Source organism: Paenibacillus daejeonensis DSM 15491, from assembly GCF_000378385.1.
In the GTDB taxonomy this organism is placed as follows: Bacteria; Bacillota; Bacilli; order Paenibacillales; family Paenibacillaceae; genus Paenibacillus_D; species Paenibacillus_D daejeonensis.
In genome coordinates this window covers 922756-947099 of record NZ_KB899659.1, presented here as the reverse complement: position 1 = coordinate 947099, position 24344 = coordinate 922756, and the positions used below count along the sequence as shown (strand labels likewise).

Sequence of the window (24344 nt, the reverse complement as noted above, 5' to 3'; positions counted from 1 at the left end):
CGATATCGTGCCACTCTCTTATCATCTTGAGCAGAGGTTACTTAATCACGCATTCCGGAATACACCGTACACACCACCTGGAACCATTTACCTAGCGCTCTTCACCAGTAATCCAACGAAGAACAACACAGGAACGGAAGTGTCGGGTGGCGGCTATGCTCGTAGGCCAATCGCTTTTGCTGCTGCCGCCATCGAGAATAACAAGATGACGATAAAAAATCCTGCCGAAATCCCCTTTGCTGTTGCGACAGGAACACAAGGATTGGTTTCTCACTTCGGAATCTTCGACGCTTTAACAGGCGGCAACTTGATGTCCTATGATTCGCTAGATCCACGTTCAATTGTTCAGAATGACAAATTTATCGGTGAGCAAAACCGCTTCATTGTCCGTTTTCCTTAGAGAGGAGGAGCATAGATGCCAGAATTACAGCCCATGTACGCCCCGGCCACTCTAAGCCGGACGACAGAGCTATCCGGGGCCATTACGGCGGCAATCACAACGATAGGGCTGACGTCGGTAGCGGACCTGCCGGACGGACCTAACGTTATCGTAATCTACCCATCTACGGGGCCCGACGAGTCCGCCGAGACCGTCTTGTACACAGCCAAGAGCGGTAACACGCTCACAGGCTGCGAACGGGGCTATAATGGCACCACCGCCAAGTCATGGCCCTCAGGCACCCGTGCAGCACGTCTGATGACGGCGCAGGACCTTGCTTCCTTGCAGGAGAACGTGCGAATCCTAAACGACCAGAACAAAGAAGCATCCACCCTAACCCACACTATCAAGCAAGGCCAGACGATCATCGAGGCGGATCAGGCGTCACCTGCTGGCGTCGTGGTGCTGGGGCAGACGCGGTATAACTTGCTGGGCAATCTAGGTAACTCAGACAACGTGACCAATACGTATGGTATGACGAAGTCGACGGAGTTCGCGGTGGTTGGGACTCAAAGTCTCATGAACGTAGCTACGGCATCCGGGAACATTGTATACCGCTGGATTTTGGAAGGCGTATTAAAAGTCGGCCAAACATACCTTGCAATTATTCCTTATCGTTCAGTCGGGTCTGGGCTTTGGAGATTCAGGAGAAATAACACGACTGTTAACATACCCGAGAACGATTCTTCCGGCGTGTTCATTCATAAGTTTGTATATGAACTTGGTGAGTTGCAGCTTCTTTCAGGGGCTACTGGATCAACGTTTTGGATGGACGCTTTTGCGTTCTACGAAACAACTCCACAGGAACACGCGCTGATCAACGTTGATCCTGAATGGTCCGGCGATAAGCTGGCGGCTCGCTATCCGTACATCGACGGCATGCAATCGGTGAGGGGCGTGTTGGTGTCGGTGAAGGGGCGGAATCTGCTGCCGCCATTTGGAGCGTGGACACTAAGCGCTGGTGTTCAACAGACGGAACCTTACAAGGCGATTATCGCGGCAGGTTCATCCGGCAATCAGACGAATCGAATCACTCTTCCCGTTGTCCCTAACCGGACGTACACACTTGATAGAGGAGACGGAGATAACCGGACATCCGTAGTCGGTGGTGGAGTGGCAACATTATTGTCTGCGACATCAGAGAAGGTACGTACTTTCAACACTGGTATCCACAACGAAATCACTGTAACATTTGACAAGCAGTCAACAGTAACGGATCAGGTTAACATGATTAATCCAATGCTCGTACTCGGCGACGTCAGCGCACTGCCCCCGTCCTTTGTACCGCAGGAGGATCAGCGCCATATTGCGGACGTGACGCTCCCTAGCCTTCCCAACGGTATCCGGGACATCTACGACGCGACTAAGGGCGAGGTATGGCGGGCACTGGGACAGACGACGCTTGGGGAGTTGACGTTTAATAGCATATCGACGGCCTTAACTAATGTCGATCGTATTAGATACACAAAGCCGCAGGACATGGACACTTCGACAGTCCCCACGCGCGGGGAATTGGTGACAATAGAAGGCATGTCATATCAACCAGGACCGGCGGATAGCGCGTCTAATATCGGCACCTTCTCGACACACCAATCGCCAAACATAATCGATTTTTTCGTCGCGAAGGGAACGACGCGGCAGCAGTTCGAGAGCTCCGCCAACATGTCCGCCAAGGTTATATATCGCCTCGCAGCGCCCGGCTGGGAGCCCGTACCGCATAGCGGAGCGCTGACGGTGCATCCGGGGTCAAATATCGTGGAGATTGCGACAGGTCGAGTGCTACGAGAAAAGGTTGTGCCGGTCTATGACGCAGCGAATCGGCTTTACTGGATCAATAACCTTGTGCCGCCAACCGCACCGTTTGCACAGCGTCCCGACCAGATTATCGGTATCTATCGAGAGGCACAACAGGACAGCGGTTGGACAATCGGACGAAGAGGCACGCCGAACGCTACGTACGGATACCCTAACGCCTCGATCCGTGAAGCTGATTATGACGCCACGAAAGATTATTACGTTTCCTATTCCGTCCTGGACCGCCACACCTACACCACGGCCGTGTCCGAGGCCATGATCGCCTATGGCGCTAACATCGGCAGCGTCCTCGGGTGGGTGGTAGAGCAGCTGGCGCGGGTGATGACGCACCTGGATACGGTAGACTTCGCGCTTGATTACATTCAGGCGCACACGGATAACAATACGGTCGATATCGCGACAATGGGCGGACGGGTGACGGCCCAAGAATCGCTATCCGCTAACCGCAACGGTTACGGAGTCACGGCGGGATCGGCTACGGCCTACACGCTGACGCTCTCGCCTGTTCCGGTATTATCGGCTGGCCTGCGTGTGACGGTGCAGCTTCACGCGGACAATGGCGCGACACCGACGATCAACGTTAACGGGCTGGGTGCGCGGCCTATCCGGCGTCCCAATGGCTCCGCGCCTCCTGCGGGCCTGCTGAAGAACGGCGGCATCTACTCGCTCGTATACGACGGTTCGGCGGCTTTTATATTAACGGGTGAAGGGGGTGAGTACGGTGACGCCGCAGCAGGAGACGTGTTGGCGGGTAAGACGATTGGTACCGAAGATGGATTGGTTAACGGGACAATTGTAAATCGGACTGGCATTGTGGCAGGTCAATCGGGAACTAGCTCCGGCACATCAATTCAAATCCGTCCCCAACCGGGATTCTATCCAGGAGACACCGGGAATCGTGTAACAATCTCTGATCCTACTTTTCAGGCTGCGAATATTCGCGCTGGGATGACCATTTTCGGGTTAACGGGGACTTTAATAGCAGGTAAGCGGACGGCTACCGGAACGATAACATCAAGTTCTGCGTCTCAGCAATTTTATCCGGTTGGTGGAGGAACGATGAATCGGGGAGTTGTGAATTTAACAGGCCTCGCTTTCACGCCGGGGACTATTGTCCTGAGCAGGGGAGATATGGATGAACTTGTTATTTATTCTGTGTACTTCCCGCACATATTTGTAGGCGGCAGAAACTATACATCATTTGTTTACACAACCGCATCGCCAGGTTTCGTTAGAAGTAGTGGGCGAATCCAAGTGCCAGCTCACGAAAATATCACATTCTCTTATATAGTTTATGAGGAATAGGAGGACCACATGGACATCGGAAGACGAATTTATTATGAATTATCAACCGGCAATGTCCTCGTAGACACGGGGGAACGCAGCGGTGATGTAGTGGAGACAACGCAGGAGCAAGACTTTGCGAGCTATACCGCCCTAGCGGAACGGGTACCGGAGACTGTCGGCCTGCTGGAGTTGGAATACGGCGAGCTGGCGGAGGACTTCGCTCAGGCCAGTGGCTACCGGGTCGACCTGGAGACGGGTAATCTCATATTCAGTTACCGAGAGCCCGGCGAAGAAACACCGCCCGTGTACCGCCCACCGTTGTCGCAGCAGGTCGAGGAGCTGCAGGCGCAAAACCTTATGCTCATGGAAGTGGTAGCGGATCTATATGAAATGATGCTTGGAGGGGCTGACCCGACGTGATTACTCGCGTCCTGGTAAGGCTCCTATTTTATTTGCTGGGAGGTGATACCATGGCAATCGTAACGGTATATGTGACGCTGATCATCGCCGGGCGTCGGCAGTATGAGCAGATCCCTGCAACGCTTAAGCCTGCTGTTGAGGCAGAGCTGACGGCGCTGGGATTGGGCACTGACGGCCAACCGCTGCAAGGAGAGTAATGACGTGGCCCTGCTTAGGCGGGGCTACTCTAATGGGAAGGAGGGATGCTGATGTACGCCCCGTTTAACCGAGCGCCGTTCAACCGCCCGTCGTCATTCTCGACCGTCATCTACGGCGGCGGTACGGTTGAAGCTGAGGTTGAGGTGGAAGGTCGTTTCCTCCGGGAGATCCGCGCAGGCGGGGAAGTGGAGGCTGCTGTCGAGGTGCTGGGTAGCTTCATCCGTGAGGTCGTTGGGGTACCGGGGCCGATTGAGATCGAGACTGAGGTGCTGGGCAGCTTCCTGCGGGAAATGAAGGCCAATCCGCAGCCGGTCGAACTCGCCGTCGAGGTGCTGGGCGCGGGCAGCCGCTGGCGGGTGGATCAGATCGCCATTAGCGGAACGCTGGCGCCAGGCGAGAAGATTGTCATCGACGTTCGCAAACTGAAGGTCACCAAGAACGGCGTGCTGGTCGGCTATACCGGGGATTTCTTCAACATCAACCCGGGCCGCAACGAGATCCGATACACCGATTCGTCGCCGTCACGCAGCGTCCAGACACGTGTCACACATCAGGACCGGTATTTGTAGGAGGGATGAAATGAACAAGTTTCGAAGCCGGTTGGAGCTGCACACAGCGCAGGGCCGGGCGGTGCTGGCGTCAGCCATGGAAGTCCGCGTCATGGAGGAACTGAACGGCAATTACTACGTGACGTTTGCTTATCCGCGAGAGGAAGGCGACGAGGAGCGTTACGAGGGTCTGATCTTGGAGAACGAGGTAAGGTTCCCTCCGGACATTGAGCGCGGGCAACACTTCGCCATCAAGTCAGTTGAGGAGATCCGGCAAGGTCGTAAGATTTATAAGGTTGTGGAGGCCCACCACGTCGCGTTTGAGCTGTCGAGGTTTTACCTGGACGATTATATCGAGTTCCTTGCAGCGCAGCCTCCTGCTGCTATGCTGGCGCTGCTGGGCAACGGTACGCCGTTCCAAATGGCGGTGCAGGGCAGCTTTCAGCCGGAGGACGTGTTCGATTTCGGCGAGGCTCAGAAGAACGACCTGCTGCAGACCGTCCGGGCGATGTACAACGCCGAGCTCGAGTACGACAATTACACGATCACGCTGACCACCCGGGCCGGAGCGAACCGGGGCGCCGAGATTCGCTATCGAAAAAACATGGCCGGCATCAAACGGAAGCTGCAGAACATGGAGCGTGTCACGAGACTTTACGGCTACGGCAAAAACGGCCTGACGATTGAGGGTCTCCCGGGCTACAGCGTCAAGTACATCGACTCGCCTCACTTCGACCCGTCCCGTCCATATGAGGGCAAAGTCGAGTTCCCGGAGATCGAGGACAAGGCGGCGCTGCTGTCAGCCATGCAGAAGCATCTGAGAGACGTGGAGATTCCCAAGGCCACCTATGACGTAGAGTTTGTGCAGCTGGAGAAAGTAGATGCCGAGTACCTTGCAGAGCAGATCCGCGGCGCTGGAGACACGGTGACCGTCCGTGATGAAGAAATGGGCTATCACTTTGATGCCCGCGTCCAGACCTTCGAGCGGTACCCGTTCGAGCCCAAACGAGGCCGCGTCTCACTCGCCAACTTCCGGGAGCTGACGGAGGCTGATTACATCTTCCGGGCGACCGTGGCATCAAAGAAGGCCATGGTCTATACGAGCAAGAACGCCGTCCTCAAGGGCGTCAAGTACGACGACTCCATTACGCTGGTCGATGGTATCGGCATTACGGTATCGGATGACCTGGAGCGTATCCGGGCGCAGTTGGGCCAGATTGCACCGGGAGAGTACGGTGTGGTGCTGTTCAATAAGGCGGGGGCAAGAACAGTCTGGCAGGATGCTGAGACGGGAGACGCTAGGTATTCAGGTCGAGTTATCGCATCTATCGTAGAAGGCGGTCAGGTCATCGGTGCGATTATCCAGGGCGGCACGGTGACTGGTGCGACGGTTCAAACGTCGGCAAGCTTCCCTAAATCGATGATGAACATTGTGGGTAATCGACTGGGAGTCTACACGGATGCGCAGACAAACATTGAATTCATGCCAGGTATTTTGGGGGAACCGGGAATAGTCGGGACTACTTTAGGTGAGAGTAGCTTTTCCTTGGGTTCTACCCTGGGCCTTCCTGCATTGCATGGTTATAAAGATTTAAGTCTGAGTTCAGACAGAAGTGTAAAGCTTCGCCCTGGCTCTGGATTTAACGTTGAAGTTCCCGACTGGACTAGATTATTTAGCGTATCGCGGCAGCAAACTCTTCAACAGCACTTGGACTTTATGCTGGCTTTACTTCAGCTAAAGGACACGTCCCAAGATACTCGTATGGATGGTCTTCAAACTCAGATCGACAACTTGACCACCGCACTCGATAACAAATCTGAAAAAGGACATACGCATGATGTCACCACAGCTCACCATAACCACGGCAATCTCCAGAACAATCCAAACACAGGAGGAGGCACATACCGAACAACAGGATCATCCTCTTAATGATCGACCGATCCTAGCCGATAAGGTATAATATCCCAAATACCTTATTAGGAGGATACATTTAATCATGAAAAAGCTGTCTTACTTGTTAACTGGAGCATTTATAGGGGCTGCTGTCATGCTAACTACTAGTGTATACGGCGCTGACATCGCAGCTCTCGTGGGCAAGAAAGTTCAAGGAGAAACGGAAATTGTGGTTGCCGGAATCCCTGTTGAGAAGGCAATTATAATCGACGGAAAGAGTTATGCGCCGGTACGGTCCATTGCTGAGATGGGAGGATTTGAAGTGGACTTCGTAGATAAAAAAATACTTATGAATCAAAAAGATGACGGGGAATCAGCTTCATCAAATAACGGCGCTCCTGATTCTGTAACAGACGATTCAAATGTTGCTGTTGCAAATGAATTGGATGAATTGAATCAAAAGATTTCCGATAAGCGTAAGGAAGTCGATATCGTTTGGGAACAAGCCGCGCAAATACAGCACGACGCCATACGGAATCAAACGAATCCTACTCCCGAAAAGGTTGCCGAGTACAACAAGCTGAAAGCAGAGCACGAGAAACTGAGTGCCGAGCTGGCCGAGCTCGAAGCCCAGAAGGCAGAGCTGGAGTAATGAAAAGGCACACTATATTGGCTTTTATCCTGACAGCCTTGCTGATCACGGCCTGCAGTTCAACGGATAAAGAGTTTGAGGAACTGGTTACTCAGGCGGAAGGTCATTATCAGGCCAAGGAGTTGCAGTCATCCTGGGATGTCTATACGAAAGCCTTAGATGTTAAAGAAGACTCTGAGATCCGGAACAAACGAAGCAAGGTCGGCGAAGAAATTGAGTTCATCAAAAAGTTCAATGGAATCATTAACGGAATGAAGAGTGATGCAGTAGCTATTGAGACATCTATGTCAAAAGACAGTCTCCGCACAGCTATTGGCGAACTGGACAAAAGGGTAGTGTCACTCAAAAATTTTGAAACCTCTCCGGGATATCGAATACAACGAGATATTAGAAGTGCAGTCAGTCGGGCAGCATTTGCCGCTCTCGAAGTGCGCGTAATAACCCTTGAACTGTACATGCTTAAGAAAGACTTTAATGTTTATACTTACGGGCAAGAGACAATTCAAAGCATTAATGATTTCCTTGCCGATCTCGAGTATCCAAAAGAGTATGACAACATTAAATAATACGAAGGGCTCCGCAAATGCGGGGCCTTTTCTTATGGGAGGAAACAACCATGGCAGAGGTGGCGAAACAGCATTTGCTGGTTGGCTTCAAGGATTATGAGATTAAACAAAAAGCCGAAGTCGGGGAACTTACCGTTACTATCCTATTCGAAAGCTTCGGATCTAATCATTTCCTAGCCGACAAGTATGCCGAAGCCCTTCGGAGGATTGCCCAGGTAGTCACGGAATTGAATGGCGAGGATGCACCCGGAATGATGTTATTCAAGACCATTGAAAATCAGCCGCAGCAGCTTTCGGTTGATATCAATAAACTTGGTTTGGGTGCCGAGATGGCTATTGCTCGTCTGATTAGAGAACAAGGGGAAGCCCAGAAAGGAGAGTAATCAATGAGCATAAAGAATGTTTCCCTCCAGAATGGTAGGTACATGACCGAGGGCGGGCAAGTCGTCCAGGGGTTTAACGAGGACGGCAGTTTGAACGTAAGAATTGTCGGAGGCTCGGGCGGGGGAGGCGGGGAGCCGGACGACGACAGCGTCTCAACTGCCAAGCTGCAGGAAGGGGCAGTCACAGAAGACAAATTGTCACCAGATGTACGTTCTAAGCTGAATCAATCGGGTGGCGAAGTCATCGCATCAGGAATTACCCAAGGTCAGCCGTCCTCGTTCATTATGGAAGATGCGCCTATCCCGGTCATCAGTGACGGACTACCGTTTTCGGTTGGGCAACTACGAGATACCGGTTTGGATGGCAACTTCTTTTTTGGTGCGACCCAGCCACTAGCGGTTGTATCTGGCATGGAAACGACATATGCAAACAGCTTCAACCGAACCAACTCGGTTGGTTATGGATCACTATGCTTGCATATGGCTGGTTTGGGATTATGGTCCCGGAAGAGTCATGGTGCGACTGATGTAAAACTATTCGGTTATCCTGGGGTTTCGATTTGGTCCGGCATCATCCAAATAGGGGCAAACCCACAAAGCAAATTCCGTCTCATTCAACGCTGGTACGCGGTACCGGGCGTCCGGGACGCGCTTTACTGTGAAGTTGAGGTTGCTCCAGATGCGAGTAATAATCAAATCCGCCTTCAAAACGCAGTCAGCATTTGCTGGGGTGCAATGTCCAGGTCGGATCAAACCGGTATCACAATCGGATATGATGCTGCGTTGGATGGCAGTTCGTTCATTACGATTGGTAATCCGAACAATGCGACATGGCGGTTTGTGCGTCCGATAAACCATAAAAGCACTGGACATCACTTTGCTACGACGTACGACAATAACCAACACTTCTCGTCGGGCGCTTTGCCGACCGGCACTGACACATTGGAGATGTCAGGGGCTCAGGATCACAATGCATATTTATCCGCCAGCCTGGGCGATAATCGGACTCAGAAGGTTGTCTTCCGCTGGGTGGTTGGAATCGGTGTAACAGAGGCTGCAGCCAAGCAAGCTACGGCCAACGTGCCGAACACAAGTTTTGAAGGGACGCTTCGTTACTGGAATCAAAGGGTGTCAGCACTCCCCGTTCCTACAGGTATGGGTGGCCGCGATCTCAAAGCGTACCGTCAGTTCTTATGGACAATGGAATACAACAAGCGCAGCAACTCTAACTATCAACCGGAACGTCAGGCATACAACGGCAAGCAGTTCAACATCCTCTTTGCCAGCTTGGCACGATGGAATGCTTCTTGGTCCGGGGACACAGGAGAGGCGATTGTTGGCATGGTCGGCATCGATCCTCAGTTGGTCCGCGACCAGTTGGATTACAACTTTAATTACATCGTTGATCCTGTTACGGGGTTCTGGCGAGGTGACCCAACGTTCTGGGGGACGGGGACTGGCAATGACCGAGTGAATGGCAGGGTTCAGAATGCAGCCCAGCAAATTGGCCGCGCAGCTCTCCGGTATCTCAAAGCGACAGATGAAGTGGATTTCATTAACAGCATCTATGACAAGATGAAGCTGGTCTTTACCTTCTGGATCACAAAGCCGGGCTACCAACATCCAGATTGGGCGCAAGGTGTTTATCTCTTGACCGCGCCGACAGATACAGAGATTCAAGAGGAATCACCATTGTCACCGGGCGGCGTGACCACGGTTACAGCTGACGTGAAGACACAGTGCGAGCTCTACGACTACGCCATGTCCATGCTTGGAATTGCTCAGTACCTTAGCAAACCTCAGGCTGAAATTGATTACTGGACACTCTGGACAACACGCCTGCGCGACAGTTTCCGTCAGCACTGTTGGGACGACACGCAAGGTTGGTTCAAGGAGCTTGGGGTGGCTGGTGCCGACAAGATGGCTAAGTACCAATACAAAACATTCCGTAGTTATTTGGCTCTATGGTCTGGTATCGCAACTCAGGCACAAGCAGATCGCATGCTCCCGAATATCATGGATCCAAATATGTTCTTTGGGCAGTACGGAATGCGCACAATGAGCCGGGACTACCCGTCATACAACGGAGCTAACTGGATGTATGGCGGCAGTCGCCCTATGATCGACGGCACCTTGATTGCTGGCATGTATCGTTACGGATTCCGCGCAGAGGCTGATATCGTGTTAAGCAAGTGGGTCAATACTCAAGCCAAGTACGGCACGACACCAGAGGCGATTCATCCCGAGACAGGTGTTTTAGGATATGCTAAGTTTATGGTGTTCGGAGCCGGACATTTAATTGAGGCCCTCTTATATAAGCATGCACCTGAATTGTTATACAACGTAGCGGTCACTCCATAATCCTCCTAGAAAAATCCATTCCTCCGTGATACAATATGTATCAAATACGGGGAATGGGGTTGTTCAGTTGAGCATCAAGAAAAAGATCGCTAACAAAATCAATAAATTTCTTGGTTATTATGCGAAAGACGCGTCAATGTCCGAGAGGATAGATCGGTATCGGCAATTGGGTATGGTCATAGGTGAGAGTGTAGTGATTTATGACAGCACTTTCGATGCGGTCTATCCATGGCTGATTAAAATTGGCAACCGTTGCACGATTACACGAGCTGAAATTCTGGCGCATGATGATAGTTTGGTCTTGCATAATGGAAAACGATTTGTGGCGCCAGTAGTTATCAAGGACAATGTCTTCATTGGTCGCGGAGCAATAATATTGCCTGGAGTCACTATCGAATCAAACACTATTATTGCCGCCGGTGCGATTGTGACTAAAGACGTGCCAGAAGGTATGGTTGTGGCAGGCAACCCAGCACGTGTCATCGCCTCTGTTGAAGAGGTTGCGGCAAGAAAAGAGGCGTCGGGACAATTGATTCCTCACCATTTCAAAAGCAATCTCATTGAAAACGATGAGGATGCGGAGGTTGCCAAGAAAGTCATGAGTTGGTCGGCAAGTGGCGGAAAATCGTGGGCGTAATTGCTGATCTATAGTTATATAAGCTCTGCCTTGTGCAGGGCTTTTTATTTTGAGTGGGGGGGTCAGCGCGTGACGCATGATCAGGTATCGGGGTGGGCCTCGTTAATAGACAAATATGGTATCGTGCCAATCTTCGCTATCGTATCCTTTGGATTGCTCATGTTCATCATGCGAAAAATCCTAAAAGGGGAGTTGGTGCCGAGGGAGTTTCTGACCAAGGTAGAGCAGCAACGCGACGATGCCGTCAAGCAGCTGGGGGCTACTACACAAGCGGTTGAGCAGGTCACGATAGCGGTTAATAACCTTAAGAGAGACGAGGCGCGGAGAGGATGATTTGCATGTTCATGCGATTGTTACGCCGTTTTTCCCGTCAGCTCCGAGCTAAGGAGGCCGATATCAGCCGAGCAGACCGCGTAGTCCGGCTTAGCATCATCCAAGACCAAACGGCCAACGCGGAGCTGCGTGAAGAGATCAGAAGCAACAATTTTGCGAAATATTTTGAGTATGCCCCGAAGGAGATAAATGCCAATGACTGAGATAGATTGGATTGATTGGGGCACGCTGCTGCTGTACATCATTGCAGTGGGGTGCGCGACATACGTCATACTGGCACATGCAGGCATCTATATCAAACAGTTTAAAGTGGGACACGTCTATTTGTTTATAATGGCGATGTTCTTTTTTTTGGTCTCTTACGATACGAAGATGCTTGTTGCAGTCTGGATGAGATCCAGCGATGTGTTTGGATATCGGACTTATGATCTGGAGCGTGTGCAGCGTGTCTTTTGGATGGTATCGCAGATCGGTACAACCTCTGCACTGGTTATTATGGCCTGGCTCACAAAGCGGAAAGCGTTCAATTTGAGGTTGAGGTGGATCGAAAAAATACATGATAAGGGTGATGAATAAATGGAACAATTACAACCACATATCGGTGCGATCGGGGATGCTCTTGTGAGCATCCTCGTTGTTGTTTTATTGGGCATTGCAGCTACACTGCGTACGAAGGTCAATGAGTGGTTGGCATCCCGGACAACGGCTGCACAGCGCGAGATCCTGCACAAGTTGGCCGCAGAAGGCGCGGCGCTGGCTGAGACAACCTGGAGGGAAAAAGGCGGCCCCGAGAAGCTGAGTGACGCGGTCAAATATGTAGAAGGCATGCTGCGTAAAAATGGCATTGAGTTTGACCCGTTGAGTATTCAGGCTGCTATCGAGAAGGCGGTTCAGGACTTCAATGCGCAGCAACAGAAGGAAAAGGGGGCGCTCTCCATTGAACATCACTGACTTACGCGGTAAGCTGCCGCGGCATGCTTCAAAGCGTTACGCGACGCGCAAACTGACCGACATCAGGTCTATTGCGATTCATCATTCCTTGACCCTTACCGGATCAGCTGCAGCTTTCGCAAATTACCATGTCGGCACCAACAACTGGCCGGGCATTGCTTATACTTACGTTATCAGCCAGGATGGAACAGTCAGTCAATGCCTGGACTGGACGCAGGTTGGCTTCCACGTGGGCAACAGCAATCGTCACGCGCTGGGCATCTGTTTGGTCGGCGACTTCCGCAGCCAGAAGCCTTCAACTGCACAGTACCAGGCGGCTATTAAGCTTGTATGGTACCTGCAGGGCAACATCCCATCAGCAAAAGAGATCAAGGGGCACAGCGAGTACCCGGGCTACAGTTGGAAAGCTTGCCCGGTCATAAGCATGAGTAAATTCCGGGCGGACGTTGCTGCGCCTGCAGCCATCCAACCGCAGTACCCAGCAGTCCGTATCTTGGTCAATGGTCGAGCAGTCGCTAGCGGCGTGTTGATAGCTGATCGAGCCCTTGCGCCGCTGCGATCGGTGGGAGAGGCGGCAGGGAAGTCAGTAAGTTGGGATAACGTCACGAAGACAGCTAGCGTCGACGGAAAGCCGGTCTATGGTCAGTTAATCGACGGAGTTACTTACGTAGCGCTGCGGGCTGTTGCAGAGGTCCTGGGCGGTACCGTGTCCTGGGACGGCCCAAGTAAGACAGCAAGCATTCTTGTGGCATAGCAAAAAAAACCGCCTAGCCTATGGGCTGGGCGGATCTTCATTTAAATTTTTTGCTAGTATCAATGGGCTTTATGATATCGTAACCATTACCCAAATCGATTATTTTCTTGTTATCAGTAAGAACCACGGAATTGTTTTTTTTCCATAGCTCCTGCAGAGGAATGTCCTTATTTGGATTTGCGAGCCAATCCCGAGAAAGTTTTCTCGACTCTTTATGCATCTCCAATCCCTCCTCTGCAAGATTTTTATTCTAACTTACCTTCAAGATATGCAAAAGCCTCCGGCAATGAGCCGAACGTTCCTCTAATTGTATTATTGTTCCTAGTCCTCTGACTGGATTTTGTTAATTTTGTAGACGACACTACCAAATTTGAATCCAAAATAACACTAGTGATGGAGTTGCCTTCATCAAGGGACCAAGAATGTGTGTTCGTGTTAGTATCCAAAGTGTACTCCCAATTGAGTTTTTCGTCAATCTTGCTTAGAGCATTTATTATTTCCAATACGTTTTTATAACGTCTATCGGGATTGAGGTGTAGAGCTTTTTTTATTATGTTCCTAATTGGTTTCGGTATGTGGGGAAGGAAGAAATTCCTGTCCGGAAAAACCCCTCCTTGTACTTGAACTCCGATTTGTACGGGGTCAAAGTTACATTGATGTTGTAATAACTCGAATTGCTCCTTGAAAACCTGATTGCCATTAGCCATTCGATACAATGTGAGGCCAGTTTGATATATATCATCTTTTATTGATTTAGCGTCAATGGAATATGACTCAGGTGATCTATGCCGTGAGTATTGCATAGCTTGATCCGCAAGCCCGTTCTCATTTAGATATCTAGATAATCCGAAGTCAGTCAAGATAGCCCTGTCGTTGTCATTTATAACTACATTAGTAGGCTTGATATCTAAATGGAGCAATTCTTTTGTGTGAATGAATAGTAGACCGCTCAGGAAATCGAGGGAATACTTAATAATTTCTTTTGGAGTTAGAAATTTAGTGTCCATTAAAGTATTCAAAGATCCTTTTTCGTAGAAGGGCATTGTGATGTAAATAGTACTTTCATCACTACTGGCGTGACGAATGGGCATTATGTGAGGATGACTCGAAGCGTTTAACATTTTCGATTCCAAGAAATAGTCATCAACTTGTTGAGCATCTAAAGAATCCTTGGTTATTTCTTTTAGAACTAATACCTCGCTAAGTTGTGTGTCTAAACAAACAGATACAGTTGAATTTCTACCCTCTAAACCAAGTGTTCTCCATTTATCTAATCTTAAGGTTGATTGAACTCCGTTAATAATTATCATTTTTATCCTCCGAACTATCGATTTTGAATTGAAGCAAGAGCCGCAAGATAACTTTCCCGATGATTTTTAGTCATGCTATCCCAATCATTAATGTTAAAGGTGTTTTCGCCCGCACAACAACCTTTGATTATTGTACTGGTAGTTCCTAGTCTTGATGCAATTGAGGTCAGTGTCCCTGCATAGTAGCTCACAATTGAACTGTTTGAGAAAAGTTCCTGAACTACCCCTTCAAGGTTGAGTCGGAATATGCTTTTTTTCTGCGATAATCCTTCTGCTGTTTTTAGTCCAGCTCTAGTTATATTAAGTTCACATATTAATGAGAATAAATTAGTTCTGATATAAGAAAGTTGACGTGAGGGATCTAAAGCTTTTGGTACAATCATAATCTCGTTGGTGTATGATATAGAATCGTCCTCAAGTTTTTCTAAAATTGTATAATGAATTTCCGAAGGTGAAATACGTATTCCGATTCCTTTTAAAGTCATGACAGTCCCCTTTAATGATATTTTTTTGCATGAAATAAGACTATTGTACTATATATTTGGCGATATGTGGGAGGTGTTCCAATAAAAAACCGACCTCAGCAGGTCGGTCATAAGTAATCAGTTGTCTTGTTTAATCGTTACTACACCCGTCCGCCAGTCAATCTCCACCGTTGCGGTCAACGTATCATTGGTGGTGGCTTCGTCCGTTTCTGCATTACAGTGGGGACAGTTGTCCAGCGCACCGTCCAACTCGTAGAACGTGCCGCCGCAGGATGAGCAGGCTGTCTTATAGATTTCAATTTGCATAGTAATCCTCCCCGCGTAAGCCCGCCGGCTATTTGCGTTTATACATTCTCAGCGCTACTCCGAACGCCGCGCAGCTCATAATCAGCGCCGCCACTGAAAGATAGTAGGACATTGTCTCGATCATACCGTCACCTCCAGGAGGGGCCGGAGCCCCTAGATTAGATGGTTGCCATTCCGAGTGCTTCACCAGCTTGATTGAGGGCCGCCAACTCTGCCTCGTATGCTTGCTTCATTCCGCCGCTGGTCATGGTCGTAAGAATCTGTTCAATGGTCCGCCGCCGGTCGGCGATCGCCATGTTCAGTGCCCCAATGCTTTCCTCATTGATGTTCATTGTGTAGTTCATCCGATCATCTCCCTCTATATAATTGGTGCTGCTTATGTTAAGATTGGGAGGAAGGCCGGGTGCGATCCGACCTTCCGGGAACCTTACTTGCGTTTGCGGCGCTTGCGTGGGGTTCCTTTTTTGTTGTCCTCTTTCGTAGCGGCCTTGTAGATGATGATTGCTGCCAGTAACTGTATAGCCGCCGTGAGGAGGTTCACCCAATCTTGCATTCCCTTGTTCACCCTTTCGGAAAGCTAATCTTTAACTTTCTAAATATATTATAACATGTTCTAAATATAAAGTAAAGATATTATTTGCATATCTAAACATTTAGATGTATCATGTACATATATCATTTAGAAAGAAGTGAACGGTATGTTTTCTTATAAGAAGCTCTGGCACATGCTGCTGGAGAACGACATGAACCGCACACAGTTGCGCGAAGAACTGGGACTATCCAGCGCGACTCTGGCGAAGCTTGGCAAAGATGAGTACGTATCTATGGAGACGATCGACAAGATATGCAGCAGGTTTAGTTGCCAGCCGAACGACATCATGACGCATATCCCAGAGCAAGCAGAATGACCAAATCCAAGACGACGACAAGCTACCGATTCGACGATGACTTTATCGATCTGCTCGATACTTGGGCCTTCGTGAGCCAAACGGAAAAGGGTGTTCTGCTCCAGGAAGCATTCCGGTCGTACACTGAGCAGAACCCTGGGATGTCAGAGAAAGTACAAAAGGTCCAGCAGATCATGAGAGGTGAGCCAGCGGAGTAATCCATGGCTCTTTTTTCTTGTTGATAATCGAACGTACATTCGCATATAATAAGAACAAACGTTCGAAGGAGTGGTCACCATGTTTAGTAAATACGTTGGCAGCACTGTTGAAATCATCTACATGGACCAGAGCGGTAATTTTAGCAAGCGGATCGTAGAAGTGCGCAGTGTCAATAATGGCCGGGCTCATGTCTACTGCCATAAGGCTAGCGCACCGCGTATCCTGATCGTGGGTAACATAATGGCCGTCGAGAGAATCCGGGAGGGTGCATATGCCTAAAAAGTTGGAAGGGAACGGTCTATGGGAGTCGAGCCGCATGATACTGCCAGAGCATCGTGTCAGGATGCAGGAGCAACGCCAGCAGCTTAAGCGGAGGGATCGCATCGAGTTGGATGAACAGGAGCTTGAGCAAATGCAAGAGCGCCTTGCCGAATCGCTGCAGCACGGGAGTGCCGTGAAGGTTCGTGTCTATCATCCGTACGAGGAGCAGTTGGTGACTGGCCGTGTCGACCGCGTACATGCGCAGCGGCAGCGAATACTCGTTGATGGGTACTGGATCGACATGCGGGACATCGAGTCCGTTGAGCCATGCTGAGCGACCATGCCCGCAAACTGCTGCGGATCCTCTTTAACTGCAACCGGCACGATTCGACCAAAATGGATTACTTACTGCTTCTCCAGATGTCCCAACGTGATCTGGAGACAATCATGGATGCACTGACTGAGCTGCAGCAGGCCGACTACATAGAGTGGGATCGGGAGGCAGGGGTGGCCAGGGTCATCTATGCGTTTGAGCCTGGTCCCAATAATTGGCGAAATAAATATCGATGAGCCTCGGTTGCTGCCGTGGATTTTTTCGCAAGTGGACAATGTATGGCTGCATATCATCTTTATGAGGTGATGCACCCATGCATGTCAATTTGATAGAAGGTGACTCTAATGACAGGGTCAGACGGGAGTGTTACAATTATCTCCTAACCATGGCTAGGAGGGAACTCAATGGCAACGGGGCTTTATGGTCGGATAAGCGACGACGAGCAGAGCAAATACTCCGTGAGCGACCAGATGAAGGAGAACCGGACGAAAGCCGGGATTGAGGAAGAAATCATTGAATATATAGATGAGGGCGTCAGCGGGGCGTTGATGTCCCGCCCAGCAATGGACCGGCTGCGGAAGGATATTAAGGATGGCATCATTACAAAGGTCATCTGTTGGGATCCGGACCGGCTGAGCCGTGATCTGATGATCCAGTTGCTACTGGCGAACGAGATCGAGAAACGAGCTGAGTTGGTCTTCGTCAATCACGATTACAAGAAGACGCCGGAAGGCATTCTATTTTTCCAGATGCGCGGTGCGTTCAGCCAATTTGAGAAAGCCAAGATTACCGAGCGGACCAGCCGGGGCAGGCGGGAGAAAGCGAGCCAGGGGAAGGTCGTTAAAAACTCCAAGATGTACGGTTATGATTATGACGCCGTTAATAGTACATATGTCATCAATGAAGCAGAGGCGGCGATCGTCAGGTTTATCTTTGAGGCGTTTGTTAAACCCAACAACTTAGTTAAGGGGATTAACGGCATAGCCGTATATCTCACAGAGCACGGCGTACCAACAAAGCGAGGTGCCGCCGTCTGGCATCGGCAAGTGGTGAGGCAACTCCTCCTCAATCGCTCATACACTGGACAGTACGCGCAGAACCGGTGGAACACCGAAGGTATGGTAGGAAACAAATATCGTGATGCTGACGAAAAAGTCAGAATGAAATTGAGGCCAGAGGAAGAGTGGGCCTATACCGAAATCCCGATGATTATCGATGAGCAGACATTTGAGACAGCCCAACTGTACATTGCAGAATCCAAAAGGCGGTTTGCTCCAGAATCTTTGAGAAAGTATCTTCTCTCAGGGCTTGTTCGTTGCGGGGATTGCAATAATACGATGACAGGACGCCGGGACAAGAGTTGGGGAGTTTATGTACTGGAATATACTGACCTAAAAAATTACTCCGGCGCAAAGCACAAGGGCTGTGGCATGCGAATGCGCTGCGAGACACTCGACAAGCTTGTATGGGATACAGTTGTAGGTTGGCTTAATCATCCAGACGAGATTGCTGCAGCAGCTGAAGAGCATCAAGAGCAATCATCATTTGAGGTTAATGAAATAGATCGTCTACAGAATGAAGTGGAGAAGTGTCGAGAAAAACGCAAGAAGCTGATTAAGCTGTTCACAACCTTTGATGATGACGAGGAAAGCCAGGAAGCCATCCGGGTGGAAATGCGTGCATTGACTGACCGGGAGAAGACGATGGCAGCAAAAGTGGAGCAGCTACGTACAACGATGCAACAGGAAAACTCTAAGGAGCGCAGCCAACACTTGATGCAGGAAGCAGCAGCGTTCTATTTCTCCAGAGCGGACGAAGAGTGGACTTTCGAGGATCGACAGGCGCTGATACGCATCGTGGTCAGAGAAGTAAGGGTATTTAAGGATCGGACGGATATTTATACCTTTTAGCACCCCTACTGACATTGAAGAGGAAATCCTGATGCATCTTCGCAGCTTGAAGAAGACGCGCAAGGATGTCTCTCTTCATGACCCAATTGGTACGGACAAAGAGGGCAACGAAATTACTTTGATTGACATCCTCGGAACGGAATCGGATGAAGTAGCGGACAAAGTGCAGCTCAAGATCGAGAAAAGCAAAATCTACAAAAACCTCGATATATTGGATGACCGGGAGAAGGAAGTCGTCATCGGCCGCTTCGGTCTGGTACACGGCGGTGACGAACGGACGCAGCGGGAAATTGCGAAGGAGCTGGGTATCAGCCGCAGCTATGTGTCGCGGATCGAGAAGCGGGCGCTGATGAAGCTGTACCATGAGTTTTATAAGGCGAAGCGGTGAAGACTTTATTTTCTAAGAAGAGCCGGCTATGCCGGCTTTTTCAGTCTGCAGGCGTATTCACTGCTATGGTATAATTCGAATAAATGCTTAGCATTGGAGGCTGGGTTGGAATGAATCGCACAAAAGACTTAGGCAAGCTAATTAGACTCACGGGAGACCGTGCAAAAATAGACGCAAAGGCAAATGACACATACATTGTTTATAAAACCAGGGATGGTGCATTTGTAAAAGAATACAGCAATGGTGAAGTCGTTAGAATGAACGATCTAAACTTTCCAAATGAATAAAAAACACTCGCAGGCGGTAATGTAATCCGTCAAATGCGCGAGGCGAAAGCGAATGGTTTTGAGATCATTATGTTCTATGTAGGCCTTGGTGATGTTCGCTTAATATTGAGCGCGTGGCAGCACGTGTTCGAAATGGTGGTCATCATATCGAGACAGTAGACATACTCCGTCGACAACAAACTTCTATTAACAATTTAATTAACCATTTGGAGCTCATTAGTCATTTAATTATTATTGATAATAGTGGTGCTGGTGGCGAAATTATGCTGGAAGCTGATTGGACTCAAATAAAGCACCACACGGCAGAATTACCAGAATGGGTGAAAATGATTGAGCGAGCGCTCGTAGGGAGAAATAGTTAAACGGCTCTAACCGATTAAGATCTGGAGGACCTCATTTCTACCGGCACCATTGGTACCATGAGTTTTATAAGGCGAAGCGTTAAGCAAAAAAAGGCTGTACCCTCAACTAATCAGGAGGGTACAGCTTTTTTTGAAGGTAAGAAGGATAAAGGCTTCCCCAGGTTGATGAGCTAACGCTTGTGAGGAGAGTGTCGATTCATGCTGTATCGGCTATCGCGCATCACCCAGGATACATTTTTTCTGTAACGGTCGCCACAGCACCTATTAGGCCTGAAACGTCCCATTTGCAATTCTAACGGACATCGTGAGAATGGCTTAGTGCCCAAATCAGGCTCTCCAGCTGCTGTAGCACTTGCTGAAAGGGGGATCAAAGCTCACTTACAGCAGAACCATTAATGTAATAGGCCTCTTCGCGATAGGTCACAAAAACAACCTCGACCTCGGCAAGGCCCAAAGGCATTAAACTTTCGGTAACGAGGCGAGCGAAGCGATCACGGATTTCGTTACCTCTTTCAAACCAGCCGACCTCGACAAAAGCGAAGGGCGGATCGTCGGGTGCTCCACCCCAAGCGGCAGTTGTATGCAGCCCGTTTACTGTAAAGTTGTCGGTCCCGCACTCACACAGCTTGGCCAGTTGCTGAACTAATGCAGGGGCTACTGAGCGCAGCGCTTCAGCAGAAACGCCACGAACGACAAGATGCGGCATACTGGCATGCCTCCTCTCCAAACGAGATAATCATATGGACTACTATATCATGCCAGAGGCAATAATTCCTATCGCGAAGATGGTTAGCCTTCCACCCTTCAGGACCTGGACCTGAGTCGGGGGAACTTTTCATCCGAGCGACGGTAGTTTCCAGGAATGATACGCTGGTATAATAGCAACATTAGGAAGAACGACTCAGGGAGGTTGCGCAATGAAGCGGTTAATGGGCATCGTACTCGTTGTAGTAGGCGTCGTAATTTTGTTTTCGATGGTGAGGGGTGGCGGCCCGCTCGATGGACTTGGGCTGGGATCGGCAGTAGATATTAGCAAAAGCCAAAATGCTGCGGAGGCAGAGCGGCTGCGAATCAATGCCGGATCTGCAGACATTGAGCTGATTCCCGTGGATGGAGAGGAAGTCCGAGTCCATCTGTACGGACGTCAGCGGGGATTCGCTGTTGGAACCAGCAGCCCGGATGTGACGCTGCGCGAGCGCGGCGGCGCCATCGAGGTTCAGGTGCAGCAGCAGAGCGGCTTTGGGTTCTCGTTCACCAATCTGAACCTTACAGTTGAAGTGCCCCGGCGGCAGTGGCAGGAGCTCGCGGCTTCTGCGGGCAGCGGCGACCTGAACGCATCAGAGGTGTCAGCCAGCCTGCTGCGACTGAACACGGGCAGTGGGGATATAGAGCTGGACAACATTCAGGCAGATACAGGAGATCTGGAAGCCGGCTCAGGAGATGTGGAAGGTTATCAAATCCAGGCAGAGAAATTGATCGCGAAGACAGGTAGTGGCTCCATCGAGCTGGATGGGATATACGGTGGTGATGTGTCTCTCCGCACCGGCAGCGGCAGCATCCAGGTAGAAAATTATGAGCTGCGGCAGCTGACTGTAGATAGCGGCAGCGGCAGTATCGAGCTGCAGGATGGAACAGCCCAGGTCAATGGCCGGGCAGGCAGCGGCAGCATTGAGATGGAAGTGGATGAACTGATCCAAGACACGAAGCTTGAGACGGGCAGTGGCAGTGTTACGGTTGAACTGGCCCACGAGCCTCAATCGCTCGAGGTTCGTTATGACGGTGGCTCCGGCCGTGGACGCATCCATTGGGACAGCTTTGTCCAGGACGGTGATGACCGCAAGCGGATTCGTGGAGCTTTTGGCAACGGCGATGTGCTGCTTGAGGTACGAACGGGCTCCGGCAGCTTTACCTTGGATTAAGTTAGGCAGGTGGTGAATTATCCATCCCAATCGGTCAATGCCGTCCATAGTCTTGGCCGCAAGCTTCGGCTATAGTGTAGGAGGACTATGAGGATGGAGGTTTGCACCCTATGGATTTGAAGCAATTGATTCGGGAACGCCGCAGCGTGCACAGGTTCCAGGACCGCGAAGTGCCAGCTGAGCTTATTATGGAGCTGTTGGATACTGCCGTGTGGGCGCCTAACCATCGGTTGACGCAGCCTTGGCGGTTTATCATTAGCTGTGGAGACGGGCGCAAGGCGATCGCTGAGGCCTGCAGGACAATGAATGAGCGCTGGGAGTGGGATCCGCAGAAGAAGCAGGCAACCGGCGAGAAGTATTATAAAAAAATTATGAGCAATCCGATGATTGTTACCATCGTCATGAAGGAGAATCCTTACCTGCAGGTGCGGGAGGAGGATTACGCGTCAACGGCGATTGTCATTCATAACTTGAGCTTGCTGGCTTGGGAACAAGGCATTGGCATGGTCTGGGAGACGTATCCCTGGCTCAATGAGCAGGTGTTCCGTGAGGCCGTCGGCATCCAGCCAGGCGAGCGAGCAGTAGGAAACCTGCATGTCGGCTATCCCGCAGGAATCCCACATGCGGCGCCGCGAATTCCTGCCAGCGAACGGATTACGCTGATCGACCGATAAGCGAAGGAATCAACATAAAACCGTCCGTATGCGACCAAGAGCGTCTGTCTTGGCCGCATCGGACGGTTTTTTTGCTATCCTGGACGGACTATAGAACCAGCCGTTGCGGCACCGCCTGCTGAAAGTAACGGGCCCCGTCATAGATAGTATACTCGCGTCCGGAAGGTCCCCAGGGGTCCCATTCCCTGGTATCCGGACAATAGACGCGTCCCTCTCGGACCGCGCGCAGCTCACGCCAGGATGGCAGTTGACGGAGCCGGGCCAACTCCTGAGGATCGCTCCAGACAAATAAAATGCTGGCTGGGTCCCATTGCAGCAAGGTCTCCCAGGTATCTCGCTTATAAAACGCGTGAGAGGCCCGCGGATCGGCCTCAAAGCCAAACACCCGATAAATAAGTCCGCTAAGTGCATGACTATGAGCCCCATAGATTCGAAAGTCACCCGGTAGCGCACGCACGATGAGCAACTCGCCAACGGCGGCTGTTACAGGCTGTAGCTTGCTCCGATAGACGCTCTCGATCTGCTCGACCCGGCGGATTACAGCCTCGGCCTGAGACTCCTTGCTCAGCAGAGAGCCGAGTGCCTCGACATAGTTATACCATTCGGGGAAGCCTTCGAGGCAGATGGCGTTCTCGGCGCGCTGCCAGCTGCTGTCGCTGGGGTTACCCTGGAAGGCCATCTTAATGATCATATCCGGTTCAAGCTCCTGGACTTCGCCCAGTACGATCTGCGATTCGGCATTAAGTGGGCGCGTCCCTTGCAGCTGCTGTTGCAGATAACGGGGGAAGCCGCTTGACCCAGCATACACACTGGGAAATGCTGGCGCAGCCACCGGCTGGATGCCAAGCGATAGCAGGTGATCCTGCAGGAACAAATGGCTGACGACGGCTACGCGGGTGGAACGGGAGGAGGCATACACCGTCGGCGAAACACCCTCGGATTTTTTGAATACACGACTGAAATAGAGCTCATCATTAAACCCCACACTCTGGGCAATATCCTTCAGTGTGGAGCGTCCCGTTACGCGTAGAAGCTCCTTGGCCTTGCGGATTCTCAGCTGCGTCAGATACGTACCCGGCGAGACGCCGACGGATTTCTTGAACGCCCGGCAGTATGCGCTTGGGGTCAGGTTGGCCATCTCGGGAAGCTTGCCGACTTGGAGATCATTCATGTAATGACTGTCCATGTAATGCACGGTCATTTGAATGGCGTCATGAGCTGGCTTGTCTTCAGAGCTCTGTACGAGACTGATGAGATGCAGCAGTTCATAGAATAAAGCCTGGCGACGGAAGTAGGAGGCATCGTCTGTTTGATGGGCGAGCTGCTCGATTTGCGTCAGCAAGGTAATCATAGCCGGCGTGTGGGTGAGCATATGAACAGCTTCATCATGCGGTGGCAGCTCTGAACCAGCCAGACCTGCGTCAGCCGCAGCATTCAGGGAGTCGTATGTCAGGAGATAGAGAGCAGCGCCGCTGCGGCCTGCTTCGCATTTAACCCATGTGCCGGGCGCGAGCAAGCAGCAGCTGCCGGGACGCAGCGCATGCCGCCGGTGATGAATCGATAGTTTTGCACTTCCTTCATAGAGAAAGATCAGGGCATAGCCGCTGGTACGAAAGGGTCGCATGGCCTCGCTGCGGGTGTAATGATGCTTGTGAAGATCGGCTAATGCATATGTAGATCGCTGGATCACGTGGCTCATGAGCTAACATCCTTTACTGGATTAATAGAAGTATGCTTAATGAGAAAATTATCATGAGAATGATT

34 protein-coding genes and 1 pseudogene are annotated in these 24344 nt (G+C 50.7%); 27 read left to right on the top strand and 8 right to left on the bottom strand.

Translation table 11 applies throughout. The features are described from left to right. Positions 1-7 precede the first annotated feature (7 nt). The 16 genes from F556_RS0104635 to F556_RS0104560 all read left to right on the top strand — a co-directional run bounded on the left by F556_RS0104635 (position 8) and on the right by F556_RS0104560 (position 13238). Entirely contained in the window at positions 8-400 is a 393-nt protein-coding gene (locus F556_RS0104635) for a phage tail fiber protein (RefSeq protein ID WP_020615736.1), read from the top strand. A gap of 15 nt (positions 401-415) precedes the next feature. Then, positions 416-3559, top strand: a complete 3144-nt coding sequence (locus F556_RS36050) for a hypothetical protein (protein WP_020615735.1) — start codon at positions 416-418, stop codon at positions 3557-3559. Between the two features lie 9 nt (positions 3560-3568). Then, positions 3569-3961, top strand: coding sequence for a hypothetical protein (locus tag F556_RS0104625; RefSeq protein WP_020615734.1), 393 nt, complete (start codon positions 3569-3571; stop codon positions 3959-3961). Positions 3962-4011: 50 nt separating this feature from the next. After that, the gene (locus tag F556_RS38275) at positions 4012-4158 is read left to right on the top strand and encodes a CD1375 family protein (RefSeq protein WP_020615733.1); all 147 of its coding nucleotides are present in this window, start codon (positions 4012-4014) and stop codon (positions 4156-4158) included. Between the two features lie 51 nt (positions 4159-4209). Then, entirely contained in the window at positions 4210-4728 is a 519-nt protein-coding gene (locus F556_RS36045; RefSeq protein WP_020615732.1) for a phage distal tail protein, read from the top strand. Between the two features lie 10 nt (positions 4729-4738). Continuing rightward, complete coding sequence (locus F556_RS0104610) at positions 4739-6637, top strand: phage tail spike protein (RefSeq protein WP_020615731.1); 1899 nt, start codon at positions 4739-4741, stop codon at positions 6635-6637. A gap of 67 nt (positions 6638-6704) precedes the next feature. Beyond that, complete coding sequence (locus F556_RS36040) at positions 6705-7253, top strand: hypothetical protein (protein ID WP_020615730.1); 549 nt, start codon at positions 6705-6707, stop codon at positions 7251-7253. Positions 7254-7270: 17 nt separating this feature from the next. Next, entirely contained in the window at positions 7271-7819 is a 549-nt protein-coding gene (locus F556_RS0104600; protein WP_157272608.1) for a hypothetical protein, read from the top strand. A gap of 50 nt (positions 7820-7869) precedes the next feature. Next, positions 7870-8202 carry a hypothetical protein gene (locus tag F556_RS0104595; RefSeq protein ID WP_020615728.1) on the top strand — a complete coding sequence of 111 codons (333 nt, stop codon included), beginning with the start codon at positions 7870-7872 and terminating at the stop codon, positions 8200-8202. Between the two features lie 3 nt (positions 8203-8205). Beyond that, positions 8206-10563 carry an MGH1-like glycoside hydrolase domain-containing protein gene (locus tag F556_RS0104590; RefSeq protein WP_020615727.1) on the top strand — a complete coding sequence of 786 codons (2358 nt, stop codon included), beginning with the start codon at positions 8206-8208 and terminating at the stop codon, positions 10561-10563. 67 nt (positions 10564-10630) lie between these two features. Continuing rightward, positions 10631-11200 carry an acyltransferase gene (locus F556_RS36035; RefSeq protein WP_020615726.1) on the top strand — a complete coding sequence of 190 codons (570 nt, stop codon included), beginning with the start codon at positions 10631-10633 and terminating at the stop codon, positions 11198-11200. A 69-nt stretch (positions 11201-11269) separates the two neighbouring features. Beyond that, positions 11270-11533, top strand: a complete 264-nt coding sequence (locus tag F556_RS0104580) for a hypothetical protein (RefSeq protein ID WP_020615725.1) — start codon at positions 11270-11272, stop codon at positions 11531-11533. 11 nt (positions 11534-11544) lie between these two features. After that, positions 11545-11736, top strand: coding sequence for a hypothetical protein (locus F556_RS33240; protein WP_157272607.1), 192 nt, complete (start codon positions 11545-11547; stop codon positions 11734-11736). Beyond that, a complete protein-coding gene (locus F556_RS0104570; RefSeq protein WP_020615723.1) occupies positions 11729-12109 on the top strand; it encodes a hypothetical protein in 381 nt (126 codons plus the stop codon). The genes F556_RS33240 and F556_RS0104570 overlap by 8 nt, the downstream gene beginning before the upstream one ends. Next, on the top strand, positions 12110-12484 hold the full coding sequence (locus tag F556_RS33235) for a phage holin (RefSeq protein WP_020615722.1): 375 nt from the start codon (positions 12110-12112) through the stop codon (positions 12482-12484). Beyond that, positions 12471-13238 (top strand): N-acetylmuramoyl-L-alanine amidase, encoded by a 768-nt coding sequence (locus F556_RS0104560; protein WP_020615721.1) that lies wholly within the window; start codon positions 12471-12473, stop codon positions 13236-13238. The genes F556_RS33235 and F556_RS0104560 overlap by 14 nt, the downstream gene beginning before the upstream one ends. Positions 13239-13275: 37 nt before the next feature. Here F556_RS0104560 and F556_RS0104555 read toward each other — a convergent pair whose 3' ends face one another. From F556_RS0104555 to F556_RS39035, 6 genes are all read right to left on the bottom strand, one after another. After that, positions 13276-13458 carry a hypothetical protein gene (locus F556_RS0104555; RefSeq protein ID WP_020615720.1) on the bottom strand — a complete coding sequence of 61 codons (183 nt, stop codon included), beginning with the start codon at positions 13456-13458 and terminating at the stop codon, positions 13276-13278. Positions 13459-13483: 25 nt separating this feature from the next. After that, complete coding sequence (locus F556_RS33230) at positions 13484-14548, bottom strand: serine/threonine-protein kinase (protein WP_020615719.1); 1065 nt, start codon at positions 14546-14548, stop codon at positions 13484-13486. Positions 14549-14562: 14 nt separating this feature from the next. Further along, positions 14563-15033, bottom strand: a complete 471-nt coding sequence (locus F556_RS37610) for a hypothetical protein (RefSeq protein WP_157272606.1) — start codon at positions 15031-15033, stop codon at positions 14563-14565. Positions 15034-15150: 117 nt separating this feature from the next. After that, a complete protein-coding gene (locus F556_RS0104545) occupies positions 15151-15339 on the bottom strand; it encodes an FmdB family zinc ribbon protein (protein WP_020615718.1) in 189 nt (62 codons plus the stop codon). Positions 15340-15497: 158 nt separating this feature from the next. Beyond that, positions 15498-15683, bottom strand: a complete 186-nt coding sequence (locus F556_RS0104535) for a hypothetical protein (RefSeq protein WP_020615716.1) — start codon at positions 15681-15683, stop codon at positions 15498-15500. Between the two features lie 83 nt (positions 15684-15766). Further along, positions 15767-15892: a hypothetical protein gene (locus F556_RS39035; protein ID WP_020615715.1), complete on the bottom strand. Its 126-nt coding sequence runs from the start codon at positions 15890-15892 to the stop codon at positions 15767-15769. Between the two features lie 172 nt (positions 15893-16064). Here F556_RS39035 and F556_RS0104525 point away from each other — a divergent pair, with 172 nt between their 5' ends. From F556_RS0104525 to F556_RS37000, 9 genes and pseudogenes are all read left to right on the top strand, one after another. Continuing rightward, on the top strand, positions 16065-16247 hold the full coding sequence (locus F556_RS0104525) for a helix-turn-helix domain-containing protein (RefSeq protein WP_245583012.1): 183 nt from the start codon (positions 16065-16067) through the stop codon (positions 16245-16247). Then, a complete protein-coding gene (locus F556_RS0104520) occupies positions 16244-16444 on the top strand; it encodes a hypothetical protein (protein WP_020615713.1) in 201 nt (66 codons plus the stop codon). Before F556_RS0104525 ends, F556_RS0104520 begins: the two co-directional genes overlap by 4 nt. Positions 16445-16523: 79 nt before the next feature. Continuing rightward, positions 16524-16724, top strand: coding sequence for a hypothetical protein (locus F556_RS0104515; RefSeq protein WP_020615712.1), 201 nt, complete (start codon positions 16524-16526; stop codon positions 16722-16724). Beyond that, positions 16717-17040, top strand: coding sequence for a YolD-like family protein (locus F556_RS0104510; protein WP_020615711.1), 324 nt, complete (start codon positions 16717-16719; stop codon positions 17038-17040). The genes F556_RS0104515 and F556_RS0104510 overlap by 8 nt, the downstream gene beginning before the upstream one ends. Beyond that, positions 17034-17276, top strand: coding sequence for a hypothetical protein (locus F556_RS0104505; RefSeq protein WP_020615710.1), 243 nt, complete (start codon positions 17034-17036; stop codon positions 17274-17276). Before F556_RS0104510 ends, F556_RS0104505 begins: the two co-directional genes overlap by 7 nt. Positions 17277-17444: 168 nt before the next feature. Next, complete coding sequence (locus tag F556_RS0104500) at positions 17445-18950, top strand: recombinase family protein (protein WP_020615709.1); 1506 nt, start codon at positions 17445-17447, stop codon at positions 18948-18950. Between the two features lie 13 nt (positions 18951-18963). Then, positions 18964-19338 (top strand): annotated as a pseudogene (locus tag F556_RS0104495) (sigma-70 family RNA polymerase sigma factor); the annotation flags it as partial. A gap of 110 nt (positions 19339-19448) precedes the next feature. Continuing rightward, positions 19449-19625 carry a hypothetical protein gene (locus tag F556_RS38270; protein WP_020615707.1) on the top strand — a complete coding sequence of 59 codons (177 nt, stop codon included), beginning with the start codon at positions 19449-19451 and terminating at the stop codon, positions 19623-19625. 113 nt (positions 19626-19738) lie between these two features. Further along, entirely contained in the window at positions 19739-19987 is a 249-nt protein-coding gene (locus F556_RS37000) for a hypothetical protein (RefSeq protein ID WP_245583011.1), read from the top strand. 367 nt (positions 19988-20354) lie between these two features. On the opposite strand, the gene F556_RS0104475 is transcribed toward F556_RS37000, so the two are convergent. Further along, positions 20355-20693 carry a DUF1904 family protein gene (locus F556_RS0104475; RefSeq protein WP_020615704.1) on the bottom strand — a complete coding sequence of 113 codons (339 nt, stop codon included), beginning with the start codon at positions 20691-20693 and terminating at the stop codon, positions 20355-20357. 211 nt (positions 20694-20904) lie between these two features. Here F556_RS0104475 and F556_RS0104470 point away from each other — a divergent pair, with 211 nt between their 5' ends. Both F556_RS0104470 and F556_RS0104465 read left to right on the top strand, forming a co-directional pair. Beyond that, on the top strand, positions 20905-21906 hold the full coding sequence (locus tag F556_RS0104470) for a DUF4097 family beta strand repeat-containing protein (protein ID WP_020615703.1): 1002 nt from the start codon (positions 20905-20907) through the stop codon (positions 21904-21906). A 110-nt stretch (positions 21907-22016) separates the two neighbouring features. After that, positions 22017-22580, top strand: a complete 564-nt coding sequence (locus F556_RS0104465) for a nitroreductase family protein (RefSeq protein WP_020615702.1) — start codon at positions 22017-22019, stop codon at positions 22578-22580. An 88-nt stretch (positions 22581-22668) separates the two neighbouring features. Here F556_RS0104465 and F556_RS33220 read toward each other — a convergent pair whose 3' ends face one another. Next, the gene (locus tag F556_RS33220; protein ID WP_020615701.1) at positions 22669-24279 is read right to left on the bottom strand and encodes a helix-turn-helix domain-containing protein; all 1611 of its coding nucleotides are present in this window, start codon (positions 24277-24279) and stop codon (positions 22669-22671) included. Positions 24280-24344: the final 65 nt, after the last annotated feature.